Below are 17,657 nucleotides of genomic sequence, written 5' to 3'. Positions count from 1 at the left end.
CTTATGCCTTAAGGAATATATAGCCAGAGCCACGTAATGTTTTGATATAAGTATGCGAGCTGTATAATGCGATTTTCTTTCTGACATTGCTGACATGCATATCTACCGATCTGTCATAGGGGGCCAAAGGACGTCCAAGCACCGTTTGTGACAGTGTTTGCTTGGTGACCGTGTGGCCTGCCGATTTGACCAACTGGTGCAGCATTTCGTATTCCGTGCCCGTCAGGGGAAGTTGCGTGCCTTTGATACTGGCGGTACGCGAAGACAGATCCAGCGTCAGGTCATGGTATTCGAAACAGGGCTCAGTTGCATTGTGAAGCAGGTGAGCGACACGACGGGTAATGGCTTTGATGCGTGCCAGTAACTCCCTGTGATTAAAGGGCTTAGGGATATAATCGTCGGCACCCAGTTCAAGCCCAAAAATTCGGTCGAAATCATCGCCTTTGGCCGTTAGCATGATCACTGGGGTCATTTTCTTGGCACGCAGTGCTTTGAGCACTTCAAAGCCGTCGAGTTCGGGTAACATCACATCGAGCAGGATGACATCAAACTCTCTGGTTAAGGCCATGTCCAGCCCACCTGGCCCTGTATGGGCGGTAATAACATCACACCCTTCACTGTGCAGATAGTCTTCAAGAAGCTCACACAGGCCTCGATCGTCGTCGATTATCAGTACATTAGCACTCATACTGTTACTCTTTTACTGTTCCTGTGTTTATCTTACCTTACTATAGAAGTAAGGAGGCTGACTTTACACTTCTTTACGCTCAGAAAGTCAGCTAAAAACGGTGAGTGTGTGGTGCTGAAACAGCTCTTGACAAAACTTTACACAGCCTTGACGTTGCTTTGCTCTGGCGTTGCTAAAGTTGAACTCAGCTTAACAGGAGACGCTATTATGAAGACACACACTATGAGTAAAGTTCGCCACACATTGAAAGCCGTGTTACTGGCCTCTGTAATGGCTGGCAGCAGTGCTGCATTCGCCGATACTGATTCGAATGAGACACAGCCCCGGGTTACAAGTATGAAACCGATGAACAGCATGGGTCATATGTTGCTCTCAAAGCGCGCTGTGAAGCATCTGGCGCTGACTCAAAGTCAGCAAGATGAATTGAAAAGCCTGTTTGACGCGCAGCAGGAGCAGGTTAAGACCCTTCGCGGTGATAAAGTCAAAGGTGAACATCGTGACGCATTTAAATCTCTGATAGAGGCGGAGCAGTTTGATAAAGCACAGGCGGAAGTACTACTGGAGCAATTTCAACCTCAAAAGCGTGACATGATGTTGATAAGGTTAGAAACACAACACAAGGTGTATCATATTCTGACCGAAGAGCAGCGCGCCAAACTTAAGCAGCTGCGTCATAAGCGAAAGGCTAAAAAGCACCACCAACATCAGTCTTCTTAACGACTATGGCCAGGTTATACCAATTTGCTTAATTAAGTGGGCTATTTTGAGGCGAGAAAATAGGGTCGATAACACCGCTCTCGCGTCCTGCTATCGCTGAGGCACCTACATCCATGTAGGCGAGGCAAAAATTTTGCTATTTAGTTGCTCTAAATGAGAAATTTTTAACGCTGTTAGCGTCCTATTTGCTCCTTCAAATAGACCAGGTATTAAGTGAAATTGGTAGTATATAGCCCGGATAATTGCCGGGCTGAGCTCGTTGCTTATTCTTTAAAGAAACTGTCGTCGTTCTTGGCCAGCATGGCTTCTAAATCTTCCACCATATCCCGGGCCGCTTCAGGTGACAGATCTGCACTGTTAAGTGGGGTCGAGATTTTGTTATTCTCTTCAGACCACTCACCTAAATCAATCAGCTGACAGCGCTTTGAGCAAAATGGACGATGCGGGCTTTGCGCTGACCAGACCACCGCAGCCTGACAGGTAGGGCATTTTACAGATACAGACATACATACCTCTGCATTACTAATTTTCTCTATTGTACTGTGCTGCGTGCTGCCAGTCACTGGCACCAGGAGAATTAATAGTTCGTGACCCGGTTGACTTCAGCCAGTGAGGTGATCCCATCTGCAGCTTTTTTTAACCCGGATTGGCGCAGGTTTGCAAAGCCCTTGCTCGCGGCAAGTTCAGCAATCTCCAGTGAGTTACCACCTTCCATGATTGCATGCGAGATCTCGGGTGTGATCTTCATCACTTCATAAATACCTACCCGGCCTTTATAGCCATCGGTGCAGTGATCGCACCCTTTGGGCGCATAGAGTGTCATATTTGCAATTTGTTCTGCGCTAAAACCCTGACGCTGCAATTCCTCTTCAGGCAATTGTTCAGGCTCTTTGCATTTGGGACACAGTCGACGCGCAAGACGCTGGGCAATGATCAGGCTGACAGAGCTGGCCACATTATAGGCCGGCACGCCCATATTGAGTAAGCGAGTTAAGGTCTCTGCAGCTGAATTGGTATGCAGTGTGCTCATCACAAGGTGACCAGTTTGTGCAGCCTTGATGGCGATTTCCGCAGTTTCCAGATCACGGATCTCACCGACCATGACCACATCGGGATCCTGGCGCAGGAATGCCCGCAGCGCGTTGGCAAAGGTCATGTCCGCTTTCGTATTGATTTGAACCTGGTTGATGCCTTCCAGGTTAATTTCGACCGGATCTTCGGCGGTACTGATGTTGCGTTCTGGTTTATTGAGTATATTCAGGCCGGTGTAAAGCGAGACTGTTTTACCTGAACCTGTCGGTCCGGTGACCAGGATCATCCCCTGCGGCTGATCGAGTGCATTTAGATACATGCTCTTTTGATCTGCTTCATAGCCCAGAGCCTCAATGCCCAGTTTGGCGGCGGATGAATCGAGGATACGCATCACGATTTTCTCACCCCACATGGTAGGCAGGGTACTGACACGAAAGTCTATGCTCTTGCGTTCGGATATTTTCAGCTTAATGCGGCCATCCTGTGGCTTTCGCTTTTCCGCTATATCAAGGTGAGACATCACCTTGATACGGGCCGACAAGCGGCTCGAGAGGGCGTGAGGCGGACTGGCCATTTCATGCAGCAAACCGTCGATACGAAAGCGCACCCGGTATTTCTTTTCATAGGGCTCAAAGTGCAGATCCGAAGCGCCTTTTTTGATCGCATCCATGAGGATCTTATTGATATAAACGATGATAGGGGCATCGTCTTTTTCTTCATCGTTGTTTTGTGCTTTGGGTTCGTCCTCAACATCCATGCTGGCGAACTCTTTAAATTCATCCTCACTCAGGGTTAGGCTGCTGTTATCGTCAAACAGTTGGTCAATTTTCTGGTCGAGCAGTTTATAGTCAACAACGACGACTTCACATTGCAAACCGGTACTGAATTCAAAATTCTCGAAAGCCCCGTAATCGGTAGGATCTGAGGTCGCAATAAAGAGTTTGCGATCCTTTTTCACCAGCGGCAGCAAATGGTGCTGGCGAATGAGCTTTTCTTTGACCAGTTCCTTAGGGACCTGATTAATGTCAAAGCCGCTCAGATCAAAATAGGGTACCCTGAACAAGTCAAGGCATTGCTCGGCCATCTCCTGGCTGCTCATACCACTACATAGGCAAATGAGCTCAGCGGTTGACTGTGCATCGGCTTGTTTGGATTTAACCTGTTCGGCAGTCAGTTTGCCAAGGGTAATAAACTTTCTCAGTAACGGCGAGTGATGTTCCATAATGCTCTTAAGACTTCAACGAGTTACACTAAATGTAGCAAAAAATACTTGGATACGGGTAGCGAATTGATCGCAAACCCAGCTTTGTGTGGGCCTGCATCGTACAGATCAGGCACGGTTTTTTTCTGCCAGCTGCAAAAACGCTTGATGTAAGGCGGCAAGTTCAGTTTGCATCGCTTCAAGGGGCTGATTATTATTGAGAATAAAGTCGGCTTTTGCGCGTTTATCGGCTCTGCTCATTTGTGCTTCTATAATGCGTTCAACCTGCTGCTGGTGGGCGTTGTCTCGTACGCAGGTTCGTGTAAGTTGCACTTCAACAGGCACATCAACAAGTAGGGTTTTATCACAGTATTGCTCCAGCTCATTTTCAAACAGCAAAGGGGCGGACAGAATCACATAATCGCTGTCAGCTTGGGCTAACTGGGCGAGCAGTTGAGCACGGATCAGCGGGTGCAGTAAGGCGTTCAGCCAGATTTTTGCGTTTTCATCTGAGAAAATGATACCGCGCAGCATAGTGCGGTCCAAAGTGCCCTCGTTTGTCAGTATCTGCGCTCCAAAATGGGCGACAATGGCATTTAATCCCTCACTGCCGGGCTCTACGACCTCTCGTGCCACAACATCGGCATCCACAACACATATCCCTGACTTGTTCAGGTAGTTGGATACCGTTGTTTTGCCCGCCCCGATACCGCCAGTTAAGCCTAAGATCCAGTTGGCCATAACTTATACTCCTAATAACGACAGATACCAGCGGCTGAGTTGCTCGCCATATAATAGCGTTAGCCAGCCGGCAATCGCGAGGTAAGGGCCAAAGGGGATAGGGCTGGCCTTATCTTTACCTTGCACAGCGAGCTGTGTTGCGCCGATCACCGCGCCAACAACACTTGATAGCAACACAATGAGCAACAGTGACTGCCAGCCCATCAGAGCACCAAATACGGCTAAGAGCTTAAAATCACCAAACCCCATGCCTTCTTTGCCGGTCAGTAGCTTGAATACCCAGTAAATGCTCCACAGACTGAGATAACCAACGGCCGCACCTATGATGGCTGCGGATGGAGGAATGGTTAAGCCTGCCACGGCCGCCAACAGGGCAAACCAGAGTAAGGGGAGGGTTAGCTGATCGGGGAGCAGCATATGATCGATATCAATGAAGATCAGGGCGATTAATACCCAGGTGACCAGAATGTACACCAGTGCCTGAGGCGTGGCTGAGAAATGCCAGGCCAGCCAGAGCGATGCCGCCCCAGTGAGTAGCTCAACCAACGGGTAACGTTTGGGAATTGGTGCATCACAGTATGCGCATTTGCCACCGAGTAATAACCAGCTGAGCACGGGAATATTGTGATGGAGTTTAATCTTAGTATTACATTTAGGGCAGGTAGAGCCGGGAGTCATCAGATTAAAAGTGGCAGGTTCTGCTTGCTGTGGTGCCTGCTCCAGAATGATCCGGCATTCGGCCTGCCAGTTGCGCTGCATCATAACGGGTAAGCGATAAATGACAACGTTTAAAAAGCTGCCGATACACAAACTGGTCAGTGCGACTGTCAGCAACCAAAACCAGGTTTGCTGCTCCATAAGGTGCCAAACTTCTTGCATAAATAATGTCTTTGTTATTGTGTTAAATGACGGTGCCGAGCTGGAATATAGGTAAATACATGGCGATAATCAAGCCGCCAACCAGCACGCCCAGGATCACCATGATCATAGGTTCAAGTAATGAGGACAGTCCATCGACTGCATCATCCACTTCCTGCTCATAAATACTGGCAACCTTGGCCAGCATACTGTCTAGTGCTCCGGATTCTTCACCAATGGAGACCATTTGCACTACCATGTCGGGAAAAATCCTGGCATTGCGCATCGCCCAGTTCATTTGGTTACCTGAACTGACCTCGCCCTTAATATCCAAAATCGCATTTTTGTAGATGATATTGCCGGAAGCGCCAGCGGCGGAATCTAGCGCATTGACTAAAGGTACGCCTGCTGCAAAGGTGGTGGACAGGGTTCTGGCATAACGGGCAACGGCTGCCTTTTTCAGGATTTCGCCAATTGCCGGGATCCGCAGTACCATACGGTCGTTAAAATGGCGAACAGCGGGGCTGCGTTGCAGGGCCTCTTTGTAGGCATAGCCCGCACCGCCCAGGCCAATAAGGAATAGCCACCAGTACTCCTGCATAAACTCAGAAATACCCAGCACCATCAGTGTAAAACCCGGTAATTCAGCGCCAAATCCGGTGAAAATCTCTTCAAATTGTGGGACCACAAAAATCAATAAGATGGAGGTCACGATTAGAGCAACCGACAGTACGGCTATCGGGTAAAACATCGCCTTCTTGATTTTCGACTTCAGTGCCTCTGCTTTTTCTTTATACAAGGCTACCCGGTCAAAGATACGGTCTAGTGCACCCGATTGCTCACCGGATTCAACTAAGTCGCAATATAATTCATCAAAATATCTGGGATGACTACGCAGGGATTTGGCCAGCGGCTGGCCTGCTTTTACTTCATCGGCAATGTGGGTGATGAGTTTGCTGACACTTTTGTTTTTGGCACCTGAAGCAATCATGTCCAATGCCTGCACCAAGGCCACACCAGCGGTCAGCATAGTGGCTATTTGCCGGGTCACAACGGCAATGTCTTTGGGGGTGATTGTTTGTGTGCTACTGAACCCGAACAAAGGTTTAGGTTTACGCTTAACTTTGGATGGCGTGATCCCCTGCTTGCGCAGTTGCGCTTTCACCAGGGCCACACTGGTGCCAGTGAGTTCGCCTTGCAAACGTTTACCACGAGCGCTGACGCCGACCCAGATAAAGGTATCGACTTTGGCGGAGTTTTTGTCGGGTTGGTTCATAGAGTCCAAAAGCAAAGAGGGAGCTGAGCTCCCTCTTATTCATTGTTATTAAATTAAGTTGTAGTAGTAACTGTGCAGGTTGCTGGCAACCAGGCTGTCTTAGTCGCTTCGTCTACCGTTGCTGTACATCTCCACTCTGCGATAGTGAAGCCAGCTGTGAAATTTGCCGCAGTCGCTGCAGTGTCGCCATTGTACGGAGTTACAACAACGGTAACGCCCGCCATGTCTGATTGACCTGTGATGGTGATGGTACCCGCAGCACCCACTACAACTGAGGCAACCATTTCAGTTTGCTCGCCAGTGGTGGCAGAAGCACAATTTGCTGGTGCGCCACCAACCTGTGAAATTTCTGTCACACACGCTTTTGGCATGGTTGAAGCAGCCATCAGCTCAGAAGCTTTGGCACGGTTAATATAGTCTTGGTACGCCGGCAGGGCAACGGCAGCAAGAATACCAATGATTGCAATTACAATCATTAATTCAATAAGGGTAAAACCACCCTGTTGTCTTTGCGTCATGATGTGTCTCCTAAAGGATATTAGACCCGATGCCAGCAACCACTCACACCAGGGGTTTATTAAATTTTTGCTCTCAGAATCGGACCAAGTATAGGTCTTTATTCCTATAATAAGTTTGTTGTAAATCAAAGCTGATGTTCGTAGTTTTATCCTAAGTCATCATGACTAGAATCACTCATCAGTATACAACATTACTATGACAGTTTTGATTTACAACTGTCTGGCAACTGTCGAGCACTGTTGCCATATATCTTACTCACTCTGTTAACACACACAGCCGGGCTGGGATAACGCACAAGAAGTATTGAGTTGCTAATTCTTTGTTCGTATTAAAAAGAGTTTTCTCATTCTTGTCAACGAACGGGTTTTGCATTTTATTACAAAGCCGTTACACCTGTTACTCGAAACGCATAGATAAGTCTATACTCTGCAGGTGTTTCGTCAATGCACCACTTGAAATGTAATCCACACCAGCCTGCGCATACGTCGCCAGTTTATCTAAGGTCATATTACCCGAGACCTCCAGCTTAGCTCTACCGGCAGTTTGTTTAACGGCAATTTGAATGTCCTCAACGGTAAAGTTGTCGAGCATAATGATATCAGCGCCTGCATCGAGTGCCTGTTGCAGCTCATCTAAGCTTTCTACCTCAACCTCAACGGGCTTATCCGAGTGGTTTTGTCTGGCCTGTGCAACCGCTTTGGCAATCCCACCACAGGCGGCAATATGATTCTCTTTGATCAGGAAAGCATCAAACAAGCCGATGCGGTGGTTTTTGCCCCCACCACAAGTCACAGCATATTTTTGCAATGCGCGCAGACCCGGGATGGTTTTTCGTGTATCCAGCAATTGTGTGTTGGTATCTGCGAGTGCCGCAACAGAATGTGATGTGGCTGTGGCCGTCCCCGACAAGGTTTGTACGAAGTTGAGTGCGGTGCGCTCAGCGGTGAGGATCGCACGTGCACTGCCTGTTGCTTCAAAAATGCGCTGATTTGGCTGCAAGGTCTCGCCATCATTGACCAGCACATTGACCTTAACAGTAGGGTCCACTTGTCTGAATACCTCAAGGATCAAGTCTTTGCCGCAAAACACGCATGCTTCGCGTGTGATGACATAGGCTTTAGCTTGTTGAGAGGCGGGGATCAGGGCTGCGGTAATATCACCATCTGCGGCGTTTTGGTTATTCAAGTCTTCATCAAGAGCCAGCTTAACCAGCTGGGGGATCTGTTCGTTTAACATGGACTATCTTGGCTTTGCTATTCAATAACCTAATTCTACTGCGTTAAGCCAGTTAATGACAATGTCGTTTATAGTTGGTCTCAAGGGCATACTTTGCGATGGTCTGTCCCCGGTGTCAAAATAACATAGTGAAAGTATGGCAAACTTGCTAAGGTAATAACATGACAAAGTGGCTAAGTGATTCTATTTATGAAGGTAAATTGGCTACCCGGTGCACATCAACGGCACTCGCCCCATTATAACGAACGCCCGATAGGGTGTGTTCCCTCACTACTGGTGGTGCATTGTATATCCTTGCCAGCGGGGCAATACGGTGGCACCTATATAGATGATCTGTTTATGGGCTCGCTGGATTGTCAGGCTCATCCCAGTTTTGACTCCCTGCAAGGGGTGCGGGTATCGGCCCATTGCCTGATCCGTCGGGACGGAGTGGTCATTCAATATGTGCCATTTGATAAACGTGCCTGGCATGCCGGTGTATCTGAGTTCGCAGGACGCGACAACTGCAATGACTTCAGTATCGGAGTGGAGCTGGAAGGGACTGATACGACGTCGTACACTGAAGCACAATATCAGGCCTTGGCTGAGCTCACGCTATGGTTACAGCAACAATTCCCTCAGCTGACCGGGGAACGCATTGTCGGACACAGTGATATTGCACCTGGTCGTAAACACGATCCAGGCGTAGCGTTCGACTGGGACAAGTATTTCGCATTGTTAAGATAAGAGTAACGAACATGATGTTAATTTCTATCATAATTGCTTTAGTTATTGAGCGCCTTGGTGCCCGCTCAGAACATTGGCAGATTGACTTCTATATGGGCAAGTATCTGACATGGAGCAAACATCAGCTTCGTAACAAGGGGGGTTTCGGTTCTGATCCTGGCGTGATGATTTGGCTGATACTGCCCACTGTGCTGGTTGCCATGGTGTACCACCTTTCTGACTTTATTATCTTTCAGTTGGTACTCAATGTGCTGATCTTACTGGTGTGTTTTGGCTGTGGGCGTTACCGTCGCTTATATAAAGGCTACCTTAACGCATTGACGCGGGGGGATTCCGAAGCGGTGACACTGTATGCGCTGCAAATGGGACAGGAGCGGACTGAATCAGAGCGAAATGGTGAAACTTTCGGGCAGACGCTGGTATGGATTAATTTTCAGCACTATTGTGCGGTGATGTTCTGGTTTGTCGTACTGGGCGCACCGGGTGCGGTGCTGTATGCAACGGTGAGATATCTGGTTATAACGCTCACAGAACGTCAGGAAGACGACTTGCCTGAGCAGGTTGCGTTGTTGCGCGGAACATTGGGAGAGCAAACACAGCGGTTTTCCAGGCTACTGTTCTGGATAGATTGGTTGCCGGCCAGAGTTGCCAGCTTTGGTTATTTGATCATCGGTAATTTCACCAAAGGCACTGGCTGTTGGCTCAAATACTTACTGGACTTTGACACCCCCAACAGGCGTGTGGTGAGTGATATTGCACTGGCTGCTGAGCAAATAGAGCAGCAATTTTTTGGTTGTACTTATGAAGCAACCTGCATGATGCGCTTGGTTAAACGTAATATCTTATTCTTTTTGGTCCTGACAGCACTACTGACTTTGTTTGGTGGTCTGAGCTAACAGCGAATCGACCCGACAGTTAACGCTGTCGGGGACACGCTTAGCCGGGCTGAGCAGCTAACCAGGTGAGTTTACGCTCAGTCATTGCCGCCAGCTGATTTGGCTGAACATCCAGTGTGGACAGGAGCTGTTCTGTCACATCTATCAGATCGCATACCCCAGCCACATTCCACAGTGCTTCTTCCAGGCCTTTGGCTTTGTGAATGGCATAGTGGCTGACATATCTCAGCTCGTTGGCCAGGTAATCCATATCAGGGCGGCCTGTTTTGGAGATATACAGATGAAATACAAACAGTAACTCTTTTTTAAGCGCCCGTTTGATGAATAAAAACAGCGGATCCAGAGACTCACCAGCCGCGACACATTGGCTTTTCAGTGCTTCTTTTAGTTCCGTAGCCTGAGGATCAAAACGCAGGAACACCGTATATTGTAGGGGTTTATCCTGACGTGATTGCTTGCGTAAACGCTCACCCAGATAGTCACCAATAAACTCGCCCGGCAGTAACCCTTCGCTCTGGACATACTCCTGATGATTATGGTGATATACCTGACTGAGTAACACTTTGTGTAGCGCTGTCGGGTAGAGCCCCTGAGCAACAGCGCCAATTTTAAAATGGGCCGAAGATTTGTGCAGATATAAAGGAAACTGACAAATGCTCTTAGTGACCATGTTGCGCAGTGCGTGCGATAAACCGGGGATCCTCGGGGCTTCTTCACATGGCTGAAGCTTGTTTTTATTGCTCTCGATCAGGACCTTAAAAAAAGTGATGGCAGTATGCTGCACGTTGCTGAGAATATTGACCTTCAGATTAATGACGGTTTTTGCTTTGTTGACAGCCATGACCTCATACCTGAGCTTGGTCAGATTGTGTTGCTTGGTGATTTTTTGCAGCTCGGGCAGGTCGAGATGCACAATATCACCTTTTTGCAGTGTCGCTGGTTCTTCAAGTGCGACTTGCAGGCCCATGACTGAGAAATCCCGGGTATGACCATGCAGCGCCAGGCCATCCTCTTGGTTGACCGTCGCTGCGGTCTTATACAGATAGCGTTTGTGTGAGCGCAGGTTGATATACTCAAGTGCGACGACTTCTAGTGGGGGAGGTACTTTGGCTTTGCCATGACCGAATTGCTTGATGAGATTAACTTGCTCTTTTGGATAGTTCAGCGCCTGATAATATGCTGTTTGCTGCTCGGTGGTAATATCGCTGAGCGTCATCAGATATTTCACGTTTTCAATCAGTCCCTGCACCCGTGGGGTTGGGCGTTTGTTGAGCTTCTCAACATTCTTGCCAGCGCTGGAGGGCAAAGAAAGCGGTATAAAGGCGTCTTCATGGTGGCTGGGCATCAGCTGAACTTTAAAGATCCGCCAGCTGTCTTTTTGACTGCCAAAGCCCATAAAAAGATCACGTAATTCGGCGGACTTTTTAAGTTCCCAGTCGAATGCTGAATAAAAATAAATTTTGCCATTCTTGCCATGGGTGAATGTGTAACAGTAGGCTTCTTTCACCGGCTCTGGGCGAAGCAATAACATATCAAGGCGTTGCTGATTGAACACACTGTAGAGCGAAGAAGTTTTTCTCTCATCTTCAAAGTAATAGTTAATGTGTGCGTTGTTTTCATTCGTGAGTACCAGGCTCGGGTAGAGCATAGTTTTAGCCTGGCTAAAAAACACGAACAGTGAATTAACACGGGGCAGGTAATATTGCTCATATCCCTTACACACGACGGCATCCATGGTGTTATCCAGGTTGATCTTGTAGCGACGTTTATTACCATGGATAAAACTCTGTAAAAAGTCATCAAACCCACTGTTGTTTTCTACAAAAGTACGCTTGAGGCGAACGTGGTTATACTCACTGGAGACTGGATCAACGGCGACCACTTCATACTGGATCCCACTTTTCAGGCCCAGTTCAAAATCCTGCTCAAGACCGACCAGCCGCAGCGAAACTAAATCACCTTTGTGTAAGTGGTAGTTTGGGGCCAGCTTTATTTTCGCGCCACTGAGGGATATATCTGACGTACTGGCATTGGCGATGCGCTGATTGCCAAATTCTACCGTGATCTTGATTGAGTAATTCATCCGCTCTTCTATACGACTCTCGTATGAAGCAAAGCGGATGTACTGAGTTAACTGAGAGAGGTCCAGCCCGGGCGTATCTTCTTCTTGCTGCTGGGCCGCCTGCTTTTGCATGACCTTAAAGTTATTGTCGGTGTTCATAACCGCTTCGTAAACGGCTAAGGTATACCCGCCATAACGTGCGACTTCTTGCTCAAATACCCGGATTGCAACATCGTCCATAAAATGCTGCTTCCCGTCATGCTCATAGGGTTTTACCTGCCCGGACACCTGGCCACGCAGGTCGATAAAGCGTGCTACGGGCTGAGATAGCCGGGTCATTTCCATCTTCAGCAGGAACTGGTCAGGCTTACTGAGTTGCGCCGTTTTTTGCTTGAAGATAAAGTCAAAATTTGGATCGCCGAGATCAATCTTTAATTCATCTATTAAGTCTTGGTATTGTTGTAATTTATCTTCAGCCATAGGTACACATTTTAAATCAGCAGATCTTACCCGGTTATTGTTTCAGCCTTTGCCAAATTTATGTCAGTATTAACGCTTACTGTTGAACTAAGCTTAATTGAGTTTTAATTTAAGCAATAACTATGCCTTGATTTTTATGGGAAAAAAGAAAACCGCATTTGTCTGTAGTGATTGTGGAGCGGAATTTGCTCGATGGCAAGGGCAATGTTCTGAATGTAAAGCCTGGAATACAATTACTGAGTTCAGGGTGCCATCTGTCAAAGCGGCACCACGTGCTGGAACGATGGCTGGATACGCCGGTGTTGTCGAAGCTAAGGTCCAGACATTGGATGAAGTTAACCTCGAGTCTTTGCCAAGATTTTCTACTGGATTCAAAGAGTTCGACCGCGTTTTAGGTGGTGGTGTCGTGCCGGGCAGTGCCATCTTGATAGGTGGTGAACCGGGGGCTGGTAAGAGTACTTTGCTGTTGCAGACCATGTGTTTGCTGGCCGAGTCCATGCCGACTTTATATGTAACGGGTGAGGAATCTTTGCAGCAAGTGGCGATGCGTGCAAAACGACTGGGTCTGCCGACTAACAAATTGCGTACATTGGCCGAAACGAATGTGGAAAGCATCTGCCAGCTGGCCTTACGTGAAAAGCCCGCCATTATGGTCATCGACTCGATACAGGTGATGCACATGAGTGATGTTCAGTCGGCGCCCGGGAGTGTGTCTCAGGTGCGTGAGAGCGCCGCTTACCTGACCCGATTCGCTAAGCAAAATCAGGTTGCCATTATTATGGTAGGCCACGTGACTAAAGATGGTTCCCTGGCGGGTCCTAAGGTACTGGAACATTGTATTGATTGTTCTATTCTACTGGAAGGCAGCAGTGACAGCCGTTTCAGAACGCTGCGTGGCAACAAAAACCGCTTTGGTGCAGTCAACGAGCTTGGTGTATTCGCTATGACAGGCCAGGGCCTGAAAGAGGTGAGTAACCCATCTGCTATTTTCCTCAATCGTGGTGAGGAGCAAACGCCCGGCTCTTTGGTGATGGTCATCTGGGAAGGCACCCGGCCGCTGCTGGTCGAGGTTCAGGCGCTGGTGGACTACTCTCAACTGGCCAACCCACGTCGTGTCACTGTCGGTCTGGAGCAAAATCGTCTGGCCATGCTGCTTGCGGTGTTACACCGTCATGGTGGATTGCAGGTAGCCGATCAGGATGTTTTTGTTAATGTTGTCGGCGGCGTCAAGGTATCCGAAACCAGCGCCGATTTAGCGTTAATTGCTGCTTTGGTCTCTAGTTTCAAAAATCATGCTTTGGAACGCCAGATGGTGGTGTTTGGAGAAGTCGGGTTGGGAGGAGAGATCCGTCCGGTACCCAGCGGCCAGGAAAGACTGCGCGAAGCGGCGAAACATGGCTTCAAACGTGCTATTGTACCTATCGCGAATAAACCGAAGGACGCCATTGAGGGAATGGAAGTGGTTGCCGTTGCCAGCCTCAGTGATGCGCTCGAAGCCTTGTTTTAAGGGAATCCACAAAAATGAAAAAATCTACGATTATGTTGGCGATGGCGGGTGTGCTGTCAGCTGCTGTTGTTGGCGCACACTTTTATGCTAATCAACAGGCAGAGTTGGTGGTACAGGAGCAAATTACGCAATTTGCTGAACAATCTGAGCTGCTTATTGAGCATCAGGGGTCGTCCTATAACTTGTTCACCAACACGATAAAAGTACAGTCTTTAGAGATCAAAGACGCCGCGGAGCAACAGGTTTTGCTGAACATTGGTGAATTCAGCTTACAGGGCTATGAAGCTGATAAGATCAGTGAGTTTACTGAAGTTAAGCTGGCCAATGTGACACTGAGCCCCGTGCTGGCAGCAGAACTGGAACCGCAAGCTGCCACGCTGGTAGGTACCAGTTATGCGCTTACGTCCTCTTTACGTTATAACCCGGACAACGGCAACAGCCAGTTCAAATCTTCCGTTGAGGCGGATGGGGTAGTGGGTGTTGAGTTCAACTTCGATCTGGGCAACAGTGCTGAGCTGATGGCTACCTCTCTGGAGATGCAACAGAGCACAGAGATGACGCTGGAGCAGGAACTGCAAATGCAGAGCAAGTTGATCTCAGCGGTACAGTCATTGCAGCCACAGACCCTGACATTTGCTATTGCCGGACAGCCGAAGTTAGACGCTTTGGTGACAGAGTTACTGACCAACCAGGGACTGAGTAAAGAGCAATTCCAACAGATGCTGGCCATGCAACTGGCGCAGGTACCGGTTTCTGAAGAAGCCAAGCAGGGGCTTAGTGGTTTTGCGGCTGGTCTTAATGCGCTGGAGGTCAATGTGTCAGTAGATGAGGCGATGGACTTCAACGCATTTTCTCAGCAAGTTCAGTCTTTGGCTGCTGATCCTGAGGCACTTGAAAAGTTCTTAAACCTGAAAATAACGGGCTCTTAAGCCAGGTTGTTAAACAGCAAAAAGCCACCTATCGGTGGCTTTTTTCGTATGAAGGCGTTTGATTAATTATTCAATGCCAGCATCAGCTCGCGATTACGTTCCAGCTTGGCGAGCATTTGCTGTGCAAGCGGTTTAAAGGTGGCGAGTTCAGCTGCTGGTAATGGTTGTGACTTAGGCAGCTTGACCGTACGCGGGTTACGGTGCACACCATCTACCAGAAACTCATAATGCAGATGAGCACCGGTTACGCGGCCCGTTGCACCAACTGTACCAATTTTCTGGCCCTGTTTGACCTTCTGACCTTTTTTGACATGGCGCTTATGCAGATGCAGGTACTTAGTCACATACTGACTGCCGTGCTGTATAAATACATAATTACCATTAAGGCGGTTAAAGCCCGATTTAATGACTTTACCATTACCGGCGGATACCACAGGGGTGCCGACTCTGGCCGCGTAATCTATGCCGCGGTGTGCCGACACACGGCCCGTGACAGGGTGCAGACGGCGTGGATTAAAGTTGGAGCTAATATACTTGAAATCAACCGGTGCACGCAGGAAGGCCTTTTTCATGCTGCGGCCTTCAGGGGTGTAGAAGTCACCATCGGAGTGACGTACCGCAGTATAACGTTCTCCCTGATTGATAAACTCAGCAGCGATGATTTTGCCAGTACCTATTTCTTCACCGTCTACAAAATGTGATTCATAGATCAAAGAGAACTGATCGCCTTTGCGAATATCGTTGGCAAAGTCGACATCCCAGCCAAAGATGTGGGCAAAGTTCATGATCTGACGCTCAGACAAGCCTGCGGTAATACCTGCTGTCCAAAAGCTGGACTTGATCTCGCCGCCGGCTGACTTTTCGACTGTTTCTATTTCTTTACTTTCAATCCGCGTGGCGTAGTTGCCTTCCTCATTGCGGCTGACAAGTAACGTATCTGTTTTCGAAAGTACATATTTTAGCTGCAACAGTTCACCCTGTTCATTACTGGCAAAGCTCAGCACTTCACCTGGATGGATCTTAGTGAGTTTACGTGTTTCAGCGTTGGTATTGACGAGTTTATGCAGCGTTTGTGCTGAAAAGCCGGCGCGTTTAAATATCACCGCCAGGCTGTCACCATTGCGAACTTGGTGATCGACGAAGTCATACTGGGGGGCGTCAAGAGCCTGCGGCTGTTCAATGATTTCGGGCGCTTCACTGAGCTCTGTCAGTTGAGGTTGTTGCTCATCAACATTCAATGGAAGCTCATAGCGCTTGCCGACTTCGAGCGCGTCTTTGTCGTGATCTCGGGAGGCTGTTGCCTTCTCAGACGGAATGAGTGCAATAGCGACCATTGCTGACAGCAAGCCCAGGATCAGCAACTTGTGTTTTTTTGGGAGTTTGTGCACTGCATGTACCATAACGTGCCTTTTCCGCTGTCAAGAATTATTGCAAATAATAGTGCAGCATATACGTAATAATGCGCAAATACCAGTCTTTTATACATTTAAACTACCCCAAATATACGCTAAAATCGAGCGATTAACTGATTATATTGTTGGAGTGAGGTTGGCGTGACAACTGTGGACATAGATACGGCATTGGCAGAGATTAAGCGCGGTGCTGAAGAAATTCTGATTGAAGAAGATTTAAAAGAAAGGCTGAAGTCTGGTAAAAAATTGCGGATCAAAGCGGGTTTCGATCCAACAGCCCCGGATTTGCACTTGGGCCATACGGTCCTTATCAACAAGCTAAAAACTTTCCAAGACTTAGGACATGAGGTTATTTTCCTGATCGGTGATTTCACCGGCATGATTGGTGACCCTACGGGTAAAAATGTCACTCGTAAACCGCTGACTCGTGAAGATGTACTGGCTAATGCTGAAACCTATAAAGAGCAAGTGTTTAAAATCCTGGATCCGGCAAAAACCACTGTGGCGTTCAATTCTGAATGGATGGAAAAATTAGGCAGTGCGGGCATGATTAAGCTTGCAGCGCGTCAAACGGTTGCGCGTATGCTTGAACGTGATGATTTCAAAAAACGTTATGCGGGTGGTCAGTCAATTGCTATTCATGAATTCCTCTACCCGTTGGTACAGGGCTGGGATTCTGTGGCACTGGAAGCGGATGTCGAACTCGGTGGTACCGATCAGCGCTTTAACCTGTTAATGGGCAGGGAATTACAAAAAGAAGAAGGTCAGAAGCCGCAAACCGTGCTGATGATGCCGTTGCTGGAAGGCACCGATGGCGTGCAGAAGATGTCTAAGTCACTGGGTAACTATATTGGTATCACAGATGCGCCAAATGACATGTTTGGTAAAGTGATGTCGATTTCTGACGAATTGATGTGGCGTTACTACGAATTGCTGAGCGCTAAGTCACTGGCAGAGATTGCAGGCCTTAAAGAAGAAGTGGCTGGTGGCCGTAATCCACGAGACATTAAAATTGAGTTTGCAAAAGAAATGATCGCACGTTTCCACAGCGAAGCGGATGCCGAAGCAGCGCATCAGGATTTCATTAAGCGTTTCCAGAAAAATGCCCTGCCTGATGATATTCCAGAGGTAACCATCACCATTGCTGAGCCTGCGACTTTCATTACTAATGTACTAAAAGAAGCGGGCTTGGTTGCCAGCACTTCAGAAGCGATGCGTATGATTAAGCAAGGCGCGGTTAAGCTCAATGGTGAAGAGAAAGTCACCGACTCTAAGCTGAGCGTTGAAAAAGGCTCTACAGCGATTTACCAGGTAGGTAAACGCAAGTTCGCCAAAATCACTGTTGAATAATCGACGACTTGATCAGCAAGTATAAAG

The 17,657-nt window shown here is 48.1% G+C and carries 16 protein-coding genes; 6 read left to right on the top strand and 10 right to left on the bottom strand.

Features of this window, described 5'->3' with window-relative positions; translation table 11 throughout:
• Window position 1 precedes the first annotated feature (1 nt).
• Window positions 2-688 carry a response regulator transcription factor gene (locus AT705_RS09745; RefSeq protein ID WP_058796443.1) on the bottom strand — a complete coding sequence of 229 codons (687 nt, stop codon included), beginning with the start codon at window positions 686-688 and terminating at the stop codon, window positions 2-4.
• Between the two features lie 207 nt (window positions 689-895).
• Between AT705_RS09745 and AT705_RS25485 the strand changes: the two genes are divergently transcribed.
• Window positions 896-1,405, top strand: a complete 510-nt coding sequence (locus tag AT705_RS25485; RefSeq protein WP_058796442.1) for a Spy/CpxP family protein refolding chaperone — start codon at window positions 896-898, stop codon at window positions 1,403-1,405.
• 263 nt (window positions 1,406-1,668) lie between these two features.
• Here AT705_RS25485 and yacG read toward each other — a convergent pair whose 3' ends face one another.
• From yacG to nadC, 7 genes are all read right to left on the bottom strand, one after another.
• Entirely contained in the window at window positions 1,669-1,911 is a 243-nt protein-coding gene (gene yacG / locus AT705_RS09735; RefSeq protein ID WP_058796441.1) for a DNA gyrase inhibitor YacG, read from the bottom strand.
• Window positions 1,912-1,982: 71 nt separating this feature from the next.
• Window positions 1,983-3,659, bottom strand: coding sequence for a type IV-A pilus assembly ATPase PilB (pilB, locus tag AT705_RS09730; RefSeq protein WP_058796440.1), 1,677 nt, complete (start codon window positions 3,657-3,659; stop codon window positions 1,983-1,985).
• Between the two features lie 108 nt (window positions 3,660-3,767).
• Window positions 3,768-4,379 carry a dephospho-CoA kinase gene (coaE, locus tag AT705_RS09725; RefSeq protein WP_058796439.1) on the bottom strand — a complete coding sequence of 204 codons (612 nt, stop codon included), beginning with the start codon at window positions 4,377-4,379 and terminating at the stop codon, window positions 3,768-3,770.
• Window positions 4,380-4,382: 3 nt separating this feature from the next.
• Window positions 4,383-5,258 (bottom strand): prepilin peptidase, encoded by an 876-nt coding sequence (locus tag AT705_RS09720; RefSeq protein WP_058796438.1) that lies wholly within the window; start codon window positions 5,256-5,258, stop codon window positions 4,383-4,385.
• A 22-nt stretch (window positions 5,259-5,280) separates the two neighbouring features.
• Complete coding sequence (locus AT705_RS09715) at window positions 5,281-6,513, bottom strand: type II secretion system F family protein (RefSeq protein ID WP_058796437.1); 1,233 nt, start codon at window positions 6,511-6,513, stop codon at window positions 5,281-5,283.
• Between the two features lie 53 nt (window positions 6,514-6,566).
• Window positions 6,567-7,031, bottom strand: a complete 465-nt coding sequence (locus AT705_RS26010; protein ID WP_058796436.1) for a pilin — start codon at window positions 7,029-7,031, stop codon at window positions 6,567-6,569.
• A 397-nt stretch (window positions 7,032-7,428) separates the two neighbouring features.
• The gene (gene nadC / locus AT705_RS09705; RefSeq protein ID WP_058796435.1) at window positions 7,429-8,268 is read right to left on the bottom strand and encodes a carboxylating nicotinate-nucleotide diphosphorylase; all 840 of its coding nucleotides are present in this window, start codon (window positions 8,266-8,268) and stop codon (window positions 7,429-7,431) included.
• A gap of 189 nt (window positions 8,269-8,457) precedes the next feature.
• Here nadC and ampD point away from each other — a divergent pair, with 189 nt between their 5' ends.
• Both ampD and ampE read left to right on the top strand, forming a co-directional pair.
• Window positions 8,458-8,994: a 1,6-anhydro-N-acetylmuramyl-L-alanine amidase AmpD gene (gene ampD, locus AT705_RS09700; protein ID WP_058796434.1), complete on the top strand. Its 537-nt coding sequence runs from the start codon at window positions 8,458-8,460 to the stop codon at window positions 8,992-8,994.
• 11 nt (window positions 8,995-9,005) lie between these two features.
• Window positions 9,006-9,890, top strand: coding sequence for a beta-lactamase regulator AmpE (gene ampE, locus AT705_RS09695; protein ID WP_058796433.1), 885 nt, complete (start codon window positions 9,006-9,008; stop codon window positions 9,888-9,890).
• A gap of 40 nt (window positions 9,891-9,930) precedes the next feature.
• Here ampE and AT705_RS09690 read toward each other — a convergent pair whose 3' ends face one another.
• Entirely contained in the window at window positions 9,931-12,432 is a 2,502-nt protein-coding gene (locus tag AT705_RS09690) for a PilZ domain-containing protein (protein ID WP_058796432.1), read from the bottom strand.
• A gap of 136 nt (window positions 12,433-12,568) precedes the next feature.
• Between AT705_RS09690 and radA the strand changes: the two genes are divergently transcribed.
• Entirely contained in the window at window positions 12,569-13,939 is a 1,371-nt protein-coding gene (radA, locus tag AT705_RS09685) for a DNA repair protein RadA (RefSeq protein ID WP_049864869.1), read from the top strand.
• Between the two features lie 14 nt (window positions 13,940-13,953).
• Window positions 13,954-14,868 carry a hypothetical protein gene (locus AT705_RS09680; protein WP_058796431.1) on the top strand — a complete coding sequence of 305 codons (915 nt, stop codon included), beginning with the start codon at window positions 13,954-13,956 and terminating at the stop codon, window positions 14,866-14,868.
• Between the two features lie 62 nt (window positions 14,869-14,930).
• Here AT705_RS09680 and AT705_RS09675 read toward each other — a convergent pair whose 3' ends face one another.
• The gene (locus AT705_RS09675; protein WP_058796430.1) at window positions 14,931-16,268 is read right to left on the bottom strand and encodes a peptidoglycan DD-metalloendopeptidase family protein; all 1,338 of its coding nucleotides are present in this window, start codon (window positions 16,266-16,268) and stop codon (window positions 14,931-14,933) included.
• Between the two features lie 162 nt (window positions 16,269-16,430).
• Between AT705_RS09675 and tyrS the strand changes: the two genes are divergently transcribed.
• Window positions 16,431-17,630 carry a tyrosine--tRNA ligase gene (tyrS, locus tag AT705_RS09670; protein ID WP_058797963.1) on the top strand — a complete coding sequence of 400 codons (1,200 nt, stop codon included), beginning with the start codon at window positions 16,431-16,433 and terminating at the stop codon, window positions 17,628-17,630.
• Window positions 17,631-17,657: the final 27 nt, after the last annotated feature.

The organism is Pseudoalteromonas rubra (assembly GCF_001482385.1).
Classification (GTDB): Bacteria; Pseudomonadota; Gammaproteobacteria; order Enterobacterales; family Alteromonadaceae; genus Pseudoalteromonas; species Pseudoalteromonas ardens.
This window is presented reverse-complemented; position numbering and strand designations above follow the sequence as displayed.

Excerpts from the sequence above, each read along its gene's own strand:
- ampE (WP_058796433.1), top strand. The coding sequence starts at position 9,006 with ATGATGTTAATTTCTATCATAATTGCTTTAGTTATTGAGCGCCTTGGT.
- ampD (WP_058796434.1), top strand. The coding sequence starts at position 8,458 with ATGAAGGTAAATTGGCTACCCGGTGCACATCAACGGCACTCGCCCCAT.
- AT705_RS09680 (WP_058796431.1), top strand. The coding sequence starts at position 13,954 with ATGAAAAAATCTACGATTATGTTGGCGATGGCGGGTGTGCTGTCAGCT.
- pilB (WP_058796440.1), bottom strand. The coding sequence starts at position 3,659 with ATGGAACATCACTCGCCGTTACTGAGAAAGTTTATTACCCTTGGCAAA.
- yacG (WP_058796441.1), bottom strand. The coding sequence starts at position 1,911 with ATGTCTGTATCTGTAAAATGCCCTACCTGTCAGGCTGCGGTGGTCTGG.
- nadC (WP_058796435.1), bottom strand. The coding sequence starts at position 8,268 with ATGTTAAACGAACAGATCCCCCAGCTGGTTAAGCTGGCTCTTGATGAA.
- AT705_RS25485 (WP_058796442.1), top strand. The coding sequence starts at position 896 with ATGAAGACACACACTATGAGTAAAGTTCGCCACACATTGAAAGCCGTG.
- AT705_RS09715 (WP_058796437.1), bottom strand. The coding sequence starts at position 6,513 with ATGAACCAACCCGACAAAAACTCCGCCAAAGTCGATACCTTTATCTGG.
- radA (WP_049864869.1), top strand. The coding sequence starts at position 12,569 with ATGGGAAAAAAGAAAACCGCATTTGTCTGTAGTGATTGTGGAGCGGAA.
- AT705_RS09690 (WP_058796432.1), bottom strand. The coding sequence starts at position 12,432 with ATGGCTGAAGATAAATTACAACAATACCAAGACTTAATAGATGAATTA.
- AT705_RS09720 (WP_058796438.1), bottom strand. The coding sequence starts at position 5,258 with ATGCAAGAAGTTTGGCACCTTATGGAGCAGCAAACCTGGTTTTGGTTG.
- coaE (WP_058796439.1), bottom strand. The coding sequence starts at position 4,379 with ATGGCCAACTGGATCTTAGGCTTAACTGGCGGTATCGGGGCGGGCAAA.
- AT705_RS26010 (WP_058796436.1), bottom strand. The coding sequence starts at position 7,031 with ATGACGCAAAGACAACAGGGTGGTTTTACCCTTATTGAATTAATGATT.
- AT705_RS09675 (WP_058796430.1), bottom strand. The coding sequence starts at position 16,268 with ATGGTACATGCAGTGCACAAACTCCCAAAAAAACACAAGTTGCTGATC.
- AT705_RS09745 (WP_058796443.1), bottom strand. The coding sequence starts at position 688 with ATGAGTGCTAATGTACTGATAATCGACGACGATCGAGGCCTGTGTGAG.